This window comes from Paenibacillus glycanilyticus (assembly GCF_051200795.1).
GTDB classification, from domain to species: Bacteria; Bacillota; Bacilli; order Paenibacillales; family Paenibacillaceae; genus Pristimantibacillus; species Pristimantibacillus glycanilyticus.
Map to the genome: position 1 here is coordinate 3,010,791 of NZ_CP195155.1, position 16,372 is coordinate 3,027,162.

General features: G+C 53.6%; 15 protein-coding genes. 14 read left to right on the plus strand and 1 reads right to left on the minus strand.

Translation table 11 applies throughout. The features are described from left to right. The 14 genes from ACR9FF_RS13810 (at position 1) to ACR9FF_RS13875 (ending at position 15,538) form a co-directional block, all read left to right on the plus strand. Complete coding sequence (locus tag ACR9FF_RS13810) at positions 1–1,179, plus strand: acetyl-CoA C-acetyltransferase (protein ID WP_435171748.1); 1,179 nt, start codon at positions 1–3, stop codon at positions 1,177–1,179. A gap of 33 nt (positions 1,180–1,212) precedes the next feature. After that, positions 1,213–2,076: a 3-hydroxyacyl-CoA dehydrogenase family protein gene (locus tag ACR9FF_RS13815; RefSeq protein WP_435171753.1), complete on the plus strand. Its 864-nt coding sequence runs from the start codon at positions 1,213–1,215 to the stop codon at positions 2,074–2,076. A 27-nt stretch (positions 2,077–2,103) separates the two neighbouring features. Beyond that, on the plus strand, positions 2,104–3,228 hold the full coding sequence (locus ACR9FF_RS13820; protein ID WP_435171755.1) for an acyl-CoA dehydrogenase family protein: 1,125 nt from the start codon (positions 2,104–2,106) through the stop codon (positions 3,226–3,228). Between the two features lie 11 nt (positions 3,229–3,239). Next, positions 3,240–4,148 (plus strand): methylisocitrate lyase, encoded by a 909-nt coding sequence (prpB, locus tag ACR9FF_RS13825; RefSeq protein ID WP_435171757.1) that lies wholly within the window; start codon positions 3,240–3,242, stop codon positions 4,146–4,148. Next, positions 4,149–5,267 carry a citrate synthase/methylcitrate synthase gene (locus ACR9FF_RS13830; protein WP_435171759.1) on the plus strand — a complete coding sequence of 373 codons (1,119 nt, stop codon included), beginning with the start codon at positions 4,149–4,151 and terminating at the stop codon, positions 5,265–5,267. A gap of 35 nt (positions 5,268–5,302) precedes the next feature. Beyond that, a complete protein-coding gene (locus ACR9FF_RS13835; protein ID WP_435171761.1) occupies positions 5,303–6,745 on the plus strand; it encodes a bifunctional 2-methylcitrate dehydratase/aconitate hydratase in 1,443 nt (480 codons plus the stop codon). Between the two features lie 120 nt (positions 6,746–6,865). Continuing rightward, complete coding sequence (locus ACR9FF_RS13840) at positions 6,866–8,422, plus strand: ABC-F family ATP-binding cassette domain-containing protein (protein WP_127496704.1); 1,557 nt, start codon at positions 6,866–6,868, stop codon at positions 8,420–8,422. Positions 8,423–8,605: 183 nt separating this feature from the next. Continuing rightward, positions 8,606–10,837 carry a heavy metal translocating P-type ATPase gene (locus ACR9FF_RS13845; protein ID WP_435171763.1) on the plus strand — a complete coding sequence of 744 codons (2,232 nt, stop codon included), beginning with the start codon at positions 8,606–8,608 and terminating at the stop codon, positions 10,835–10,837. A gap of 99 nt (positions 10,838–10,936) precedes the next feature. Beyond that, complete coding sequence (locus ACR9FF_RS13850; RefSeq protein WP_127496706.1) at positions 10,937–11,653, plus strand: YebC/PmpR family DNA-binding transcriptional regulator; 717 nt, start codon at positions 10,937–10,939, stop codon at positions 11,651–11,653. 254 nt (positions 11,654–11,907) lie between these two features. Then, positions 11,908–12,846, plus strand: coding sequence for an aldo/keto reductase family protein (locus ACR9FF_RS13855; RefSeq protein WP_435171766.1), 939 nt, complete (start codon positions 11,908–11,910; stop codon positions 12,844–12,846). Positions 12,847–12,864: 18 nt separating this feature from the next. Further along, positions 12,865–13,713, plus strand: coding sequence for an NAD-dependent epimerase/dehydratase family protein (locus tag ACR9FF_RS13860; protein ID WP_435171768.1), 849 nt, complete (start codon positions 12,865–12,867; stop codon positions 13,711–13,713). A gap of 191 nt (positions 13,714–13,904) precedes the next feature. Continuing rightward, positions 13,905–14,807: a DMT family transporter gene (locus ACR9FF_RS13865; protein ID WP_201008087.1), complete on the plus strand. Its 903-nt coding sequence runs from the start codon at positions 13,905–13,907 to the stop codon at positions 14,805–14,807. A gap of 18 nt (positions 14,808–14,825) precedes the next feature. Then, a complete protein-coding gene (locus ACR9FF_RS13870; protein ID WP_201008086.1) occupies positions 14,826–15,023 on the plus strand; it encodes a DNA-binding protein in 198 nt (65 codons plus the stop codon). 59 nt (positions 15,024–15,082) lie between these two features. After that, complete coding sequence (locus tag ACR9FF_RS13875; protein ID WP_435171771.1) at positions 15,083–15,538, plus strand: VanZ family protein; 456 nt, start codon at positions 15,083–15,085, stop codon at positions 15,536–15,538. A 63-nt stretch (positions 15,539–15,601) separates the two neighbouring features. On the opposite strand, the gene ACR9FF_RS13880 is transcribed toward ACR9FF_RS13875, so the two are convergent. After that, positions 15,602–16,183 (minus strand): TetR/AcrR family transcriptional regulator, encoded by a 582-nt coding sequence (locus ACR9FF_RS13880; protein ID WP_164775557.1) that lies wholly within the window; start codon positions 16,181–16,183, stop codon positions 15,602–15,604. Positions 16,184–16,372: the final 189 nt, after the last annotated feature.

The window sequence follows — 16,372 nt, forward strand, 5'->3', positions numbered from 1 at the left end:
ATGTCTAATCGTCAGTCGGTCATCGTAGCCGGAGCAAGAACAGCGTTTGGCAAATATGGAGGCCAGTTCAAAACCGTACCGGCCGTTCAACTGGGAGCTGCCGCGATTACGGGAGCCATGCAAAGATCAGGCATTTCGCCCGGTCAGGTGGATGGCGTCATTATGGGCATGGTGCTTCAGGCGGGAGCCGGCCAGATTCCGTCCAGGCAAGCCGCGAGGCTGGCGGGTCTAAGCTGGGAAGTGCCGTCGGAGACGATAAACAAGGTTTGCGCATCAGGCATGAGGGCTATCACGATGGCCGATCAGATGGTCCGCTCCGGCGATGCCGAGATCGTTGTGGCAGGCGGAATGGAGAGCATGAGCCGCACTCCTTACGCCGTTCCGACGGCGAGATGGGGCGCTAGAATGGGCAATGCGGCGCTTGTGGATCTGATGAATCATGACGGCTTGTTTTGCGCGTTCCACCAGGTGCCGATGGGCTCGCTGGGCAACCGGGTGGCAGACGAGTTCAATATCGGGCGTATAGAGCAGGACGATTGGGCGCTCCGCAGTCACATCCGCGCGGTAGCTGCACAGCAGAGCGGGCGCTTTGCCGAGGAAATCGTTCCCGTTATCTTGGATGACGGTACGCAGCATAGCGTCGACGAGTGTCCGCGTCCGGATACGGATGCGGCAAAGCTGGCCAAATTAAAGCCCGCCTTCGATCGGACCGGGACGATTACGGCCGGCAATGCTCCAGGAGTGAATGACGGCGCCGCCGCGGTGACGGTCATGTCTTCGGAGGAAGCCGTCCGTCTTGGCGCTAAGCCGCTTGCAACCATACTCGGGCATGCTTCGGCAGGCGCGGAAGCGGCGTATCTGGCAACCGTCCCGGCGCTTGCGATCCGTAAACTTCTGAAGCAGACGGGTGTTCCGCTGGAGAAGATTGATCTATTCGAAGTGAACGAAGCTTTCGCTTCGGTTGTGCTGATCAGCGGGCAGATGATAGGCTGGGATCCCGAAAAAGTAAACGTCAACGGCGGAGCGATCGCGCTTGGGCATCCGATTGGAGCAAGCGGCGCCCGCATTGTTTTGACGCTGATTCATGAGCTTAAGCGGCGGGGCGGCGGGCTAGGCATCGCCGCGATTTGCAGCGGCGGAGCGCAAGGCGACGCGATTCTGCTTCAGGTTGACGCGTGAACGAATGGTTGAACGAGAACCGAGGTGAAGGGGATGGACCAGGTACAGCAGATCCGCCAGGTAACCGTGCTGGGAGCCGGGCAGATGGGAAGCGGCATTGCCCAGACTTTGGCGCAGTACGGATACGAGACCGCGCTTTACGATATTACCGAAGCGGCGGTTGAGAGCGGGATGTACGCGATTGGGAGCTCGCTTGACCGATTTGTCAAGAAGGGAAGGCTGACGAAGGAGCAGCAGGAAGCCGCCATGCGGAAGCTGACGCCTGTTATTACATTGGAAGCCTGCCGGGTATCCGACTTTGTTATTGAGGCTATCCCCGAACAGCTGGAGCTTAAGCGGAAGCTGTTCAAGGAATTGGACCGGATCTGTCCGCCGCATGCCATTCTGGCGACAAACACTTCTTCGCTGTCGATAACAGCTATCGCCGGAGTGACAAAGCGCCCCTCGCAGGTGATTGGCATGCATTTTATGAATCCGGTTCCGGTTATGACGCTTGTGGAAGTCATTCGGGGTCTGGCTACTTCGGCCGATACGCTGGCAACGACGGTTGCTCTTGCCGAATCGCTTGGGAAAACGGCCGTTCGCGTTGAGGATTATCCGGGCTTTGTCTCGAACCGGATTCTCATGCCCATGATTAACGAGGCGGTGTATGCCGTCTATGAAGGCGTGGCTTCGCCCGAAGCGGTGGACCAGATTATGAAGCTAGGCATGAATCATCCGATGGGCCCGCTTACTCTCGCGGATTTCATCGGGCTGGATACTTGCTTGTACATTATGGAGACGCTGCATGAGGGGCTAGGCGATTCGAAATACCGGCCGTGCCCGCTGCTGCGCAACTATGTATCGGCCGGCTGGTTAGGGAAGAAAACCGGGAAGGGCTTTTACAGCTACGAGTAGAATCGCACCCGAAAGGAGCGATTGTCCATGGAACTCCGGTTTACGAAGGAGCAGCAAGCCATTAGGGAGGCTATAAGACGGTTCGCCAATGAGGAAATATCGTCAGCCGTACCACGGATGGAATCCGAGGAGCGCTTTCCTGCGGATATCATCCGAAAGATGGCGGAGCGGGAGTGGATGGGAATCCCGATACCCAAGCAGTGGGGCGGGGCGGGATTGGATTTTATTTCCTATATTATCGCGATTAACGAAGTGTCGAGGGTTAACGCGGCGGTTGGCGTTATTTTATCCGTGCACACCTCCGTATGCACGCTTCCCATTCTGAATTACGGAACGGAGGAGCAGCGCCGGCATTTCGTCGGAAAGCTGGCTTCCGGCGAATGGATCGGTGCCTTTGCGTTAACGGAACCGCATGCCGGTTCGGATGCTGCCGCTATACGGACAGCAGCCGAGCTGAAAGGCGATTATTATGAGCTAAACGGCTCTAAGCTGTTTATTACCAACGCAGGAGCGGCTGGGGTATATGTCGTGTTCGCCGTTACGGACGGGACGAAGCGTGCCGGCGGCATTACCGCATTTATTGTGCCCGGAGGCACGAAGGGGCTTCATATCGGCAAGCCCGAGCGGAAAATGGGTCTTCACGGCTCGAATACCTGCGAGCTTCATCTCGAACAGCTGCGTATCCCCGAGGAATACCGGCTGGGACGGGAAGGCGAAGGCTTCGCGATTGCAAAAGGCTCGCTTGACGGCGGGCGGATCGGCATTGCCGCGCAAGCGCTAGGAATAGCCGAAGCCTCGATTGAACTTCTGCGTGAGCGTTTTGGCTCTTCAAAGGGCGCTCCGTATACGTCCCGTGACACCGAGCTGGCGGAGCTTCTTGCACGAACGGCGGCCGCCAGGCTGCTTGTCTACCGTGCCGCTTCGCTTCGGCAGGAGGGAAGGCCATGCACGAAGGAAGCGTCAATGGCCAAGATGTTTGCTTCCGATACCGCGGTTGCGGTGTCCGGAGCTGCGGTCCGGCTGTTGGGCGAAGAGGGGGTATCCAAGGAGCATCCCGCCGAACGGCTGTTCAGAGACGCGAAAGTAACGCAAATCTACGAAGGTACCAATGAAATCCATCGCCTTGTAATCAGCGGAAGAATGATGAAATGAAGGTGACTTTTATGAGAAGTAGCCCCGGACTTAAGCTTCGGGACGCGATCCAGGAGGAGCAGCCCCTTCAGGTGGCGGGGGCGATTAACGCGTATGCCGCCATGATGGCGGAGCAGGTTGGCTTCCGCGCGCTCTATTTATCCGGCGCGGGAGTCGCCAATGCTTCCTTTGGACTTCCTGACCTTGGAATTACCACGCTTCAGGATGTGCTGGAGGATATCCGCCGGATTACGAACGTATCGGAGCTGCCGCTGTTAGTCGATATCGATACGGGCTTTGGCGGTGCCTTTCAGATCGCCAGAACGATTAAGGAAATGCAGAGAGCCGGCGTTGCGGCTGTCCATATCGAGGATCAGGTGGCGGAGAAAAGATGCGGGCACCGTCCGAATAAAGCAATGGTGCGAACCGATGAGATGGTCGACCGGATCAAAGCCGCGGTAGACGCAAAGACCGACAGCAGCTTTGTCATTATGGCCAGAACGGATGCCTTGGCTTCGGAAGGGCTTGAGGCCGCGGTTGAACGCGCCGCTCGGTATGTCGAAGCGGGGGCGGATATGCTTTTTCCCGAAGCGGTTGGCAGTCTGGACGAATATAAGAGGTTTGCCGATGCCGTGCAGGTACCTATTCTGGCGAATATAACGGAATTCGGGAAAACGCCGCTGTTCACCATAGAGCAGCTCCGGGATGCGGGAGTCAGCCTTGCCCTGTACCCTTTATCGGCGTTTCGGGCCATGAACGCGGCGGCGCTGCGCGTGTACCGCACGATCCGTGAAGAGGGCTCGCAGCAGAAGGTGGTAGATCTGATGCAGACGCGGGCGGAGCTTTACGATTTTCTTCACTATTATGATTACGAATATAAACTTGATGCGTTGTTTGGAATGGAGCAGAAGGAGCTGAAGGAGGAGAAGGGAGAGGGGTAAATGCCGGAACCAAAGCAAGGCGGCCTTGCGGCTGTTATTGCCGGCCAGACTCGAATCTCGACGGTCGGCAAGGAAGGGAAGGGATTATCGTACCGTGGTTATTCCATCTACGATTTGGCCCGATTCGCAGCCTTTGAGGAGACTGCCTATTTACTCTTGTACGGATGGCTTCCGGATGCCGTGCAGCTTGACCAATTCCGCAAGCAGCTTGCGGCCAGCCGGGTGCTGCCGCCGGCCTTAACCGGCATACTCGAGCTGCTGCCGGGCAGCACCCATCCGATGGATGTGCTCCGGACCGGCTATTCCGCGCTTGCTTCGTTCGAGCCGGAGGAGGAAGGGCGTTCCGCCTTGGATATTGCAGTCCGGTTGATTGGCTGCACGTCATCGATTCTGCTGTATTGGTATCACTACCACAATAGCGGCAAGCGGATTGATACCGAAGGCAGCGGCGGCGACACGTCTTCTCATTTTCTGGGGCTGCTGCATCAGAGAGAGCCGGAGGAGCAGCATGCCAAAGCGCTGGATGTTTCCCTTACGCTGTATGCGGAGCATGAATTCAATGCCTCTACGTTTGCGGCAAGGGTTACGGCTTCCACGTTATCCGATTATTATTCGGCGATCACGACCGGAGTGGGCACGCTGCGCGGACCGCTGCACGGCGGCGCCAACGAAGCGGCGATGGCACTCATCGAACGATACGACAATCCGGATGACGCGGAGGCGGGTATTCTGGAGGCTCTCCGGCAAAAGCAGCTGATCATGGGATTTGGCCACCGCGTTTACTCGGTCTCTGACCCTCGTTCCGATGTGATTAAGGAATGGGCGCTTGCCTTGTCCGAACAGGCAGGAGACAGGAAGCTGTACGAGATTTCCGAGAGAATCGAACAGGTCATGCGCCGAGAAAAAAGGCTGTTTCCCAATCTGGATTTCTACAGCGCTTCGGCTTATTTTCACTTGGGAATTCCCACTCCGTTATTTACTCCCGTCTTTGTGTTGTCCCGCCTCACGGGTTGGTCGGCGCATGTCATGGAGCAGCGGGCAGGGAACCGGATAATCCGTCCAAGCGCCGATTATATCGGGCCTGAACCGCAAGAGTGGCTGCCGCTCGATCAGCGCTAATGAAAGATTGACCGTCAGGGAGGTGCACAACTTAAATGTCCGTAACCTATAGTGCGAATCGACCGGATCCCGATCCGCTGCTGGTCGATATTGCGGATTATGTTCTTCATAAAGAGCTCGCCAGCGAGGAAGCTTACAACACGGCTAGGTTATGCCTGATGGATACCCTTGGCTGCGGACTCTTAGCACTCCGTTATCCGGAATGCGCCAAGCTTCTTAGTCCGCTTGTGCCGGGAACCGTTGTGCCAAACGGCGCGCGTGTACCGGGCACTTCAACTGCGACAGACCCGGTTACGGCCGCTTTCCAGATTGGCTGCATGATCCGCTGGCTTGACTACAACGACACCTGGCTGGCCGCCGAATGGGGCCATCCCTCCGATAATCTTGGCGGGATTCTGGCTGCCGCCGATTATATCAGCCGCAAGAATAGAGCCGAGGGCAAAGCCCCGCTCGCCATGCGCGAGGTGCTGACGGCGATGATCAAAGCGCATGAAATTCAGGGAATCCTTGCGCTGGAGAACAGCTTTAACCGGGTAGGGCTCGACCATGTGCTGCTTGTCAAAATCGCCTCGACCGCCGTAGTGGCACAGCTTCTTGGAGGCAGCAAGGACGAAATCGTCAATGCCGTCTCGCATGCCTGGCTTGACGGGCATGCTCTCCGGACATACCGCCACGCGCCGAATACGGGCTCAAGAAAATCATGGGCTGCGGGGGACGCGACAAGCCGCGCCGTATGGCTTGCCATGATGGCGCTTCGCGGCGAGATGGGCTATCCATCCGTGCTGAGCGCCCCGGGCTGGGGATTCCAGGATGTCCTGTTTAAAGGGAAGCCTGTCGTTCAGGCGAGGCCGCTTGATTCGTACGTCATGGAGCATATCTTGTTCAAAATCTCGTTTCCGGCGGAATTCCACGGACAGACGGCCGTTGAAGCGGCCATTCGGCTGCATCCGCATGTGAAAGACCGGATTGACGAGATTGCCGCGATTGAGCTTACTACCCATGAGTCGGCGATCCGCATTATCGACAAACGGGGACCGCTTCATAATCCGGCGGACCGCGATCATTGCCTGCAATACATGGTTGCGGTCGGAATGCTTCATGGCGAACTAACGGCGGATCATTATGAAGATGCGGCGGCTTCCGACCCCCGGATCGATAAGCTGCGGGACAAAATGCGTACGATAGAGGATCCGAGGTATTCCAAAGAGTATCTGGATGCAGGCAAACGTTCGATTGCCAATGCTATACAAGTATTTTTCGCGGACGGCTCTTCAACCGGTAAAGTGGAGGTGGAGTACCCGATCGGCCACCGGAGAAGGAGAGAGGAAGGCATTCCTTTGCTGGTAAGTAAATTCGAAGAGAATTTGAGGACGCGTTTCCCGGCGAAGCAAGCCGGCCAGATCGCCGCGCTTTGCCTGGATCAGGAGGCATTGGAGCGCACAGAGGTGGATCAATTTGTCGATTTATTCGTCATTTGACGCCGCGGCCTTTCAAAAGGCCGCTTTTTTCATCTTTTCTTGACATCCTTCATTGAGTTATGAGCCCTCTAACGCTTATAATATAACGAGGAAAAAAGATTAAAAAGAAAAGGTGCATTCATGAGTATATTAAACGTTGAAAGATTAAGCCATGGATTTGGCGACCGCGCGATTTTTAACGATGTATCGTTCCGTCTGCTCAAAGGGGAGCATATCGGTCTGATCGGCGCAAACGGCGAAGGTAAATCCACGTTCATGAACATTATTACCGGCAAGCTTCAGCCGGATGACGGCAAGGTTGAATGGTCGAAGAAGGTTCGCGTCGGTTACCTCGACCAGCATGCGGTACTGAGCAAAGGAATGACCATGCGCGACGTGCTTAAGAGCGCATTCCAATATTTGTTTGACATGGAACAAGAGATGAACGACATGTACGGCCGCATGGGCGAAGTATCGCCGGAAGAGCTGGAGAAGCTTCTGGAGGATGTCGGCACGATTCAGGATACGCTGACAAGCCAGGACTTCTACCTGATCGATGCGAAGATCGATGAAACGGCGCGCGGCCTTGGCCTCACCGATATCGGCCTCGATAAAGACGTGCATGATTTGAGCGGCGGTCAACGCACGAAGGTTCTGCTCGCGAAGCTTCTTCTCGAGAAGCCGGATATCCTTCTCCTCGACGAGCCTACCAACTATTTGGACGAGCAGCATATCGAGTGGCTGAAGCGTTACCTGCAGGAGTACGAGAACGCGTTTATTCTGATCTCCCATGATATTCCATTCCTGAACAGCGTCATCAACCTGATTTACCATATGGAAAATCAGGAACTGAACCGTTACGTCGGCGACTACGATCATTTCCTGGAAGTTCACGAAATGAAAAAACAGCAGCTGGAGTCGGCGTTCAAGCGCCAGCAGCAGGAAATTGCCGAGCTGAAGGACTTCGTTGCCCGGAACAAAGCATCCGTCGCAACCCGGAACATGGCGATGTCGAGACAGAAGAAGCTGGACAAGATGGATGTTATCGAGCTGGCGAAGGAAAAGCCGAAGCCGCAGTTTAACTTTATCGATGCGCGGGCTTCAAGCAAGCTGATCTTCGAAACGAACAACCTGGTAATCGGTTATGATTCGCCATTGTCGAGACCTCTGACCCTCCGTATGGAGCGCGGCCAGAAGATCGCTCTTGTCGGAGCGAACGGTATCGGCAAAACAACGCTGCTCCGCAGCATCCTGGGCGAAATCCCTGCGCTGGAAGGCTCCGTTCAGCTTGGCGATATCCTGAGCATCGGTTACTTCCAGCAGGAAATAAAAGAAGCAAACAACAATACTTGCATCGATGAGATTTGGAACGAATTCCCGTCGCTTAACCAATTCGAGGTTCGCGCGGCGCTTGCGAAATGCGGCCTGACCACGAAGCATATCGAGAGCAAAATCGCGGTGCTTAGCGGTGGCGAGAAGGCGAAGGTACGCCTCTGCAAGCTGATCAACCGCGAGACGAACCTGCTCGTGCTTGACGAGCCTACGAACCACTTGGACGTTGACGCGAAGGAAGAGCTGGCCCGCGCGCTCAAAGCGTACAAAGGCAGCATTATCCTGATCTCCCACGAACCTGAATTTTATCAGCAGGTTGTTACGGAAACATGGAACTGCGAGTCCTGGACAACGAAAGTATTCTAAACGTTTGGTGCATAATAGATAGAACTGATCCTGCCTGACAGCTTGTTGTCGGGCAGGATTTTTTTGTTCGGAAGCGACTAACGTTCAATATACCCCCTATAGGTATTTTTAATGATTGACATATATACGGGTGGGGGGTATACTGAAGCCAATCAAACTTAATAAGAAATGGATGTGTTGCGTATGGCTCCCGTGCAATCAAACGATCATGACCAGACCACCTTTGACATAACCGGAATGACTTGTGCCGCCTGTGCGAACCGCATAGAGAAAGGGTTGAACAAACTTCCCGGCGTTGCTTCGGCAACGGTTAACTTCGCGATGGAAACGGCCCGAGTCGAGTATGCGCCAAGCGAAGTCTCCGCCCAGGATATAGAGCGTAAGGTTGAGCAGTTAGGCTATGCCGCCGCAGAGCGCGTGGAAAGTGCCGCCGTCGAGAAGAATCCCGAAAGACAGGGACAAATCAGAAAGCTCGTGATTTCAGCTTTATTATCGCTCCCGCTTATTTGGAGCATGGTTGGACATTTTTCGTTTACTTCCTGGCTGTATGTGCCGGAGCTGTTTATGAACCCTTGGTTCCAGCTTGTTCTGGCAACGCCCGTGCAGTTCTACATTGGCCGATCCTTCTACGTAAGCGCATATAAAGCGCTGCGAAACGGCGGCGCCAATATGGATGTGCTTATCGCGCTTGGCACGTCGGCCGCTTATTTTTACAGCCTTTACGCAACACTCAAATGGGAAGCGGAAGGCTCCTCGATGCATCATGCGCCGGAGCTGTATTTCGAGACCAGCGCGATTCTGATTACCCTGGTATTGCTCGGCAAACTGTTCGAAACATTGGCCAAAGGGCGGACCTCGGAAGCGATCAAGTCGCTTATGGGCCTGAGAGCGAAGACGGCTACGGTTATAAGGGACGGTCAAGAAATGTTTATTCCCGTCGAGCAAGTAGTCAAAGGAGATATCGTCATGGTCCGGCCGGGCGAGAAAATTCCGGTTGACGGTCTGGTGCTCGAAGGCGCCTCGGCGGTTGACGAAGCGATGCTGACGGGCGAGAGCCTGCCGGTGGAGAAAAGCGCTGGCGATAACGTAATTGGGGCAACCATTAACGGCAATGGCATCTTGAAAGTGCAGGCGACAAAAGTAGGAGCGGATACGGCGCTTGCCCAGATTATCCGGGTTGTGGAGGAAGCGCAAGGCTCGAAAGCGCAAATTCAACGGGTTGCAGACGTCATTTCCGGTATTTTTGTCCCCATCGTAACGGGTATAGCGGTTCTTGCTTTCCTGGTATGGTTGATCTTTATCAAGCCGGGAGATTTGACCGCGGCGCTTGAGACCGCCATTGCGATTCTCGTCATTGCCTGCCCTTGCGCGCTTGGTCTCGCAACTCCTACCTCGATTATGGCGGGTTCCGGCCGCGCGGCGGAGTTAGGCATTTTGTTCAAGGGCGGCGAGCATCTCGAACAAACTCACAAGGTGGATGCGATTATTCTCGATAAGACGGGAACGGTAACAAACGGCAAGCCGACGTTAACGGATATCCTTGTTGCGGATGACAAGGATGAAGCGGGATTTTTGCGACTGGTGGGCGGAGCAGAACAGCTCTCCGAGCATCCGCTTGCTGTGGCGATAGCTGACGGTATACGGGAGAGGGGTATATCTTTTGGTTCCGCGGAGTCGTTTGAAGCGTTGCCGGGCTTTGGAATCCGGGCTACGGTGGAAGGGAAACCGGTATTGATCGGAACCCGCAGGCTGCTCGAGGAAAACGGCATTCATGCGGAGGACGTTTATCCGGTCATGAACAGACTCGAGGAAGCGGGCAAGACGGCCATGCTGGTTGCCGTTAACGAGCAATACGCCGGAATCATCGCGGCGGCGGATACGATTAAGGAGAGCTCGGTATCCGCGGTCGGGCGGCTCAAAGAGCTTGGAATCAAGGTCATTATGGTTACCGGGGACAATGAACGCACCGCGTTAGCGATCGCCGCGCAAGCCGGTATTGATTATGTGCTGGCTGAAGTTCTTCCGGAAGGCAAAGCGGAGGAAGTGAAAAAACTTCAGCGGCAAGGCCATATCGTTGCCATGGTTGGCGACGGCATTAACGATGCTCCTGCGCTGGCGACAGCCAATATCGGCATGGCGATCGGCACGGGGACCGATGTGGCGATGGAAGCCGCGGACGTCACGCTGATGCGCGGCGATCTCGAAAGCATTCCGGATGCGATCTACATCAGCCGGATGACGATGCGGAATATTAAACAGAATCTGTTCTGGGCGCTTGGCTACAACACGCTAGGCATTCCGATTGCGGCAATCGGCCTGCTTGCGCCCTGGGTAGCCGGTGCGGCTATGGCTTTAAGCTCGGTATCCGTCGTCCTGAATGCGCTAAGACTACAAAAGCTCCAAGTAAGACGTTAAGGAACTGGCCTTTCTGCACCGCAATCGGATTAGGAGTTGTCCAATACAAGGAAAAGCCGTTATAATAGGCATATAGAAAAATGAAGAAAGTGGTGCAGCATGGGTCGTAAGTGGAATAACATTAAAGAGAAAAAAGCTTCGAAAGACGCTAACACAAGCCGCATTTATGCGAAATTTGGTCTTGAAATTTATGTAGCGGCGAAGAAAGGCGAGCCTAACCCGGAATCCAACGGCGCTTTGAAGTTCGTACTTGAGCGCGCGAAAACGTATAACGTACCGAAGGCGATTATCGATCGCGCGATCGATAAAGCAAAAGGCGGCTCCGACGAACAATATTTCGAGCTCCGTTACGAAGGATTTGGTCCCGCAGGCTCCATGATCATCGTGGATGCCCTGACGAACAACGTGAACCGTACGGCTCCGGAAGTGCGTTCGGCTTTCAACAAAGCCGGCGGCAACATGGGCGTAAGCGGATCGGTATCTTATATGTTCGACCAGACCGCCGTAATCGGCGTGGAAGGCAAATCGCTGGACGAAGTGATGGAATTGATGCTGGAAGCGGACGTTGACGTCAACGATATCGTGGAAGAGGACGAGACGATTATGGTCTATGCCGCTCCGGATCAATTTAATGCGGTGCAAGAGGCATTCAAAAATGCCGGCATTTCGGAGTTTGCGGTGGCTGAAGTAACGATGCTTGCGCAAAACTTCGTTACGCTTCCGCAAGACGCGGTTGCTTCCTTCGAGAAGCTGATTGACGCGCTTGAAGATTTGGAAGACGTTCAACAAGTGTATCACAATGTTGAATTTGAATAATCTTGATGGTAAACGGTCGCCTAAGGGCGGCCGTTTTTTTATATAAATTTAAGCGGAGACAGCCGTTTCACCTTGTTTTACGGGATGAATATCGAGGTATATCCAAGTATAGTAGGTAACCTCGAACCAATCTAATGAAAAACATTTCAGTTCTTTTCAGCCCGGAGGATGTCCTTTAGAATAAGGTTGGCTGGAGAACAGCCGTTTGTGTCTGCAATAAAAAATTTTCGGTAAACGAATGGAGGAGCAATACGATGAAATATCGGAAACTTGGCGGTACAGGTCTGAAGGTTAGCGAAATCAGCTTAGGCAGCTGGCTTACATATGGCGGTTACGTGGAACGCGAGAATGCGGTTAACGCGATCCGCACGGCTTACGATTTGGGAATTAACTTTTTCGATACGGCAAATGTGTACGAGCGCGGAGGCGCGGAGGAATTGGTTGGCGAAGCGCTGAAAGCGTATCCGCGCGAATCCTATGTTCTCGCGACAAAAGTATTCTGGCCGATGGGCGACGGCCCCAACGACCGCGGCTTGTCCCGCAAGCATGTGATCGAGCAGGCGAATGCGAGCTTGAAGCGTCTTGGCCATGATTACATCGATATTTACTACTGCCACCGTCATGATGCGGAAACTCCGCTCTATGAAACGCTTCGCGCGATCGATGATCTGGTTCGTTCCGGCAAAGTGCTGTATGTCGGCGTTAGCGAATGGCAGGCGTCGCAAATTGCAGAAGCGCTTGGCGTAGCGGATCGATATCTGCTGGACCGTATTGTGGTTAACCAACCGATCTATAATATGTTTGAGCGTTACATCGAGAAGGAGATCATTCCGCTTAGCGAACGCTACGGCATCGGCCAAGTTGTCTTCTCTCCGCTGGCGCAAGGCTTGCTTACCGGCAAATACACGTCCGCAACCGATTTCCCTGCGGACAGCCGCGCGGCTAAAATCGATTGGATGGGCAAAGGCATTACGGAAGAGAAAATCAACAAGGTCCGCCAGCTGGAAGCTATTGCGTCGGAGCTCGGCATCAGCGTAGGCAATCTCGCGCTTGCCTGGATTCTCCGTCAACCGAACGTAGCCAGCGCGCTTGTTGGCGCAAGCCGTCCGGATCAAGTAACGGAAAATGCGAAAGCTTCGGGTATTGCTTTAAGCGAAGACGTATTGGAACAAATCGAGACTATTCTGAAGTAAAAGAAGGAGACATCCTAGATGGCTAAAGTTGTAGTTACCGGCGGGAGCGGGATGCTTGGACGTTGGATCGTCAAGCATTTCGTGGAACAAGGGTATGAAGTGCTTAACGTAGATACGCGCCAACCGGACGAATCGATTTGCCCGACCCTGATCGTGAATCTGGAGGATCTGGGTCAGACTTACGGAGCGCTGGCAGGCGCAGATGCTGTCATTCATATGGCGGCCATTCCGAGAGCGGGCATGGTGCCTCCCGAGGTCACCTTCCGCAACAATGTGATGTCTACCTACAATGTGCTGGAAGCAGCAGCTGGCCTAGGCATTAAAAAAGTAGTTATTGCGTCCAGCGAATCCTCTTATGGCATCTGCTTCGCGGAGCAACCGTTTGGGCCGCAATATGTACCGATGGATGAAGCTCATCCGCAGCTTCCGCAGGATAGCTACGGATTGTCCAAAATCGTTAACGAAGCGACAGCCGATATGTTCCACCGCCGTACCGGCATGCAGGTCGTATCGCTGCGCCTCGGCAACGTCATTCCGCCCGAATGGTATGAACGTTTCCCTTCGTTTATCCATAAGCCGGAGGAGCGGGAACGCATCCTGTGGAGCTATATCGATACGCGTGACATAGCGGAAGCTTGCGAGCTAGCCATCAAGGCGGAAGGGCTTGGATCCGTAGCGATCAACCTCGCGAACGATGAGTCTAGTATGGACATAACCAGCCGCGAGCTGATGGCGGCCCGTTATCCGGAGGTCACCGATTTCCGGGCGCCGCTAGAAGGCTTTGAATCGCTGCTGAACAGCGACAAAGCTAAGACGCTGCTTGGCTGGCAGCCGAAATATTTCTGGCGCGAGCAGTTGAAGAAGTAATGGAGAACGGTCCTTATCCGCGCGATAGGGACCGTTTTTTTGCGGGAATTTCGCATTGCCATATTAGATTGGCCAAATTTTGAATGGCCAAATGTGTCATTTTTTATAGACAGCTTTCCTACGCGCGGAGTATACTTTAAACGCTTACTTAGTGGAATTTACTTAATAGACATGAGAAGGTGCGGCAGCTTGTGAGTTATCTTTTTCTTTTCTTGGCAACTTTGGCATGGAGCTTTGTAGGCGTGCTTGTAAAAACAGCTTCTACGATGGTCGACAGCTCCATCATCTCCTTCTGCCGGTTCTTCTTTGGCGTTCTTGTGCTTGGGATTTATCTGTTGATGAAAGACGGGAAGATCGAGTTCCGTTACCGGATGAAATGGCTCTGGTTCGGGGCTGCGGGTAAATCAGCCAACTATATTTTCGAGAACGTCGCGCTTATGATCGGTTACTCTTACGGCAATATTCTCGTACAGCCCGTGCAGACCGTGGTTCTGCTCTTAGCGGGCAGCTTCGTCTTCAAGGAGAAGGTGACGAGGGCCGGTTGGATCTCCGCGGCATTATGCGTGGTCGGCGTTATCGTTGTCGGGTGGAACGGCGTTCCGCTGGACAAGCTGCTCGGAAGCAGCGGATTAACGACCGTCTTGTTTACTCTTGCGGGGATTGGCGCTGCGGTGCATGTCATGAGCCAGCGGATGCTTGTGAAGACCATGGATAACGGCAATATGAATTTCTCCGTCTTCCTGATTGCAACGCTGATGGTGTCGATTCCGATTCCGTTTCAAAGCGAAGGATTTACCGGAGTATCCACGGCCGGAGCATGGCTGGCGCTGGTCTGCCTTGGCGTTATTACGGGCTTAAGCTTCTTCTGGTTCGCGGAAGCGATGAAGCGGGTGCCGTTCGCCGTAGTAGCGATTGTGGGCAACAGCTCCGTGTTGTTCTCGATTCTGTGGGCATACATTTTCTTCCGGGATCCAATTACGAGCTATATCATTATTGGCACCCTAATCTTTGTGGCAGGCTTCCTGCTTCTTAACTTCTCCGGTCCAAGAAAGAAAACCGCGAAACAAGAAGACAGCGTGGAAGCAGCGGTATAAAGCAAAGGAGCGAATACGATGGATCAAATTAGCGACCTTCCGGCCAAGCTAAGCAAGCCGGCGAAGCGCGCCTTTACCCAAGCGGGTTATGTGAAGCTTGAGCAGTTTGCGGGGCTGACCGAGGCCGAGGTACTTGCGCTCCATGGCGTTGGGCCAACGGCAATCGTCCTGCTTCGCCAGGCGCTTGCCGAGAAGGGACTAGCGTTCCGCGAATAACGTTCGGAGCAGCGGGCAACCGCTGCTCTTTTTACACGGCGAAAGGGGGGACATGCCGTATGCGAAAGGTTGAAACGAACAGGCGTCTATCCATGCCCGTGCATGTCATCCTGCTTACCTTGTTTATCCTGTATAGTCTTATAATGATCAAGCTGTTGTTTATACGCGACAGCAGTTACAGGTGGCCAGTCTATAATTACAACCTTGTTCCGTTTCATACGATCAAATCGTTGATTTATCACCGGCATGCTTATAATACCGATGCTTGGGTGAAGAATCTGTTCGGAAATATCGTCTTGTTTATTCCTCTTGGCGTGTGCCTCCCGCTGCTTAGCCGAAGGTTGTTTCATGCAGCCAGAAGTCTTGCGGCCATAATCCTTATTCTGTTCCTTGCAGAGTCCATTCAACTCGTAACCAGAGTCGGCAGCTTTGATGTTGACGATATTATTCTGAACACGCTTGGAGCGGTCATTGGACTAGCCTTTATCAAGCTGTTCATGTTCGCATCCCGGTGAAGAAGTTAAACTGCATATAGGATAAAAACCGTGCCATTGGCACGGTTTTTTTTGGTTTGCCTGTTATTTCTTCAGAATCCCTTCGAAAAACACCTGGAAGGAGATGAGCAGCTGGTCTCCAAAGCCTTCCTTCGAAATGCCCATAACCCAGTTAAGCATCGTTCCCAAATAGATTTGCGTCGCGATGCACGCCATCGTCGTGGCGGGAATCGTTGTCGTGAACTCGCCTGTCTGTTGGCCTTTCTCAAATACGGGAATCAGATTGTCCATAATCAGACAGAAGCCTTCCTTGCTTTCCTCCATGTTCTGGTTGTTCGCGAGCATGCCTTGAATCGACAGCAGAAGCATGCCGTGATTCTCGGCCATGGCATCGCCAAGCGTCTTGACGAGCGCCAGGAAGCGGGGGGCGTAAGGCCCTGGCTTATCCTTGAGGTTTACGATTTCATCAATGGCAACCAGCTTGTTCAGCTTGCCGCGGACATCTTCTTTGGTTTTGAAATAATTAAAGAAAGTGCCTTTGGCAACGCCGGCAGCTTCCGTTATTTGAGCGACGGTGGTGGATTCAAAGCCTTGCTCGGCAAACAGGCACATCGCCGCTTCAAGTATCCGGTTTTTGGTCTCGAGCTTTTTCTCTTCTCGGTTCACAGCCATCATCCTCCGTTTAATGCCTACAGTATAGCATATCCACGGCTAATATGGGTTCAAACTTTTAATGACCGATGGTACAAGATTTAAAAGAATTTTTACATACCTCTGTCCATATTTAACTGATTAACGAGCTATAATACCGATTATAATAAGAAAAATAAAAAATGACCACGGGTCTAAAATAAT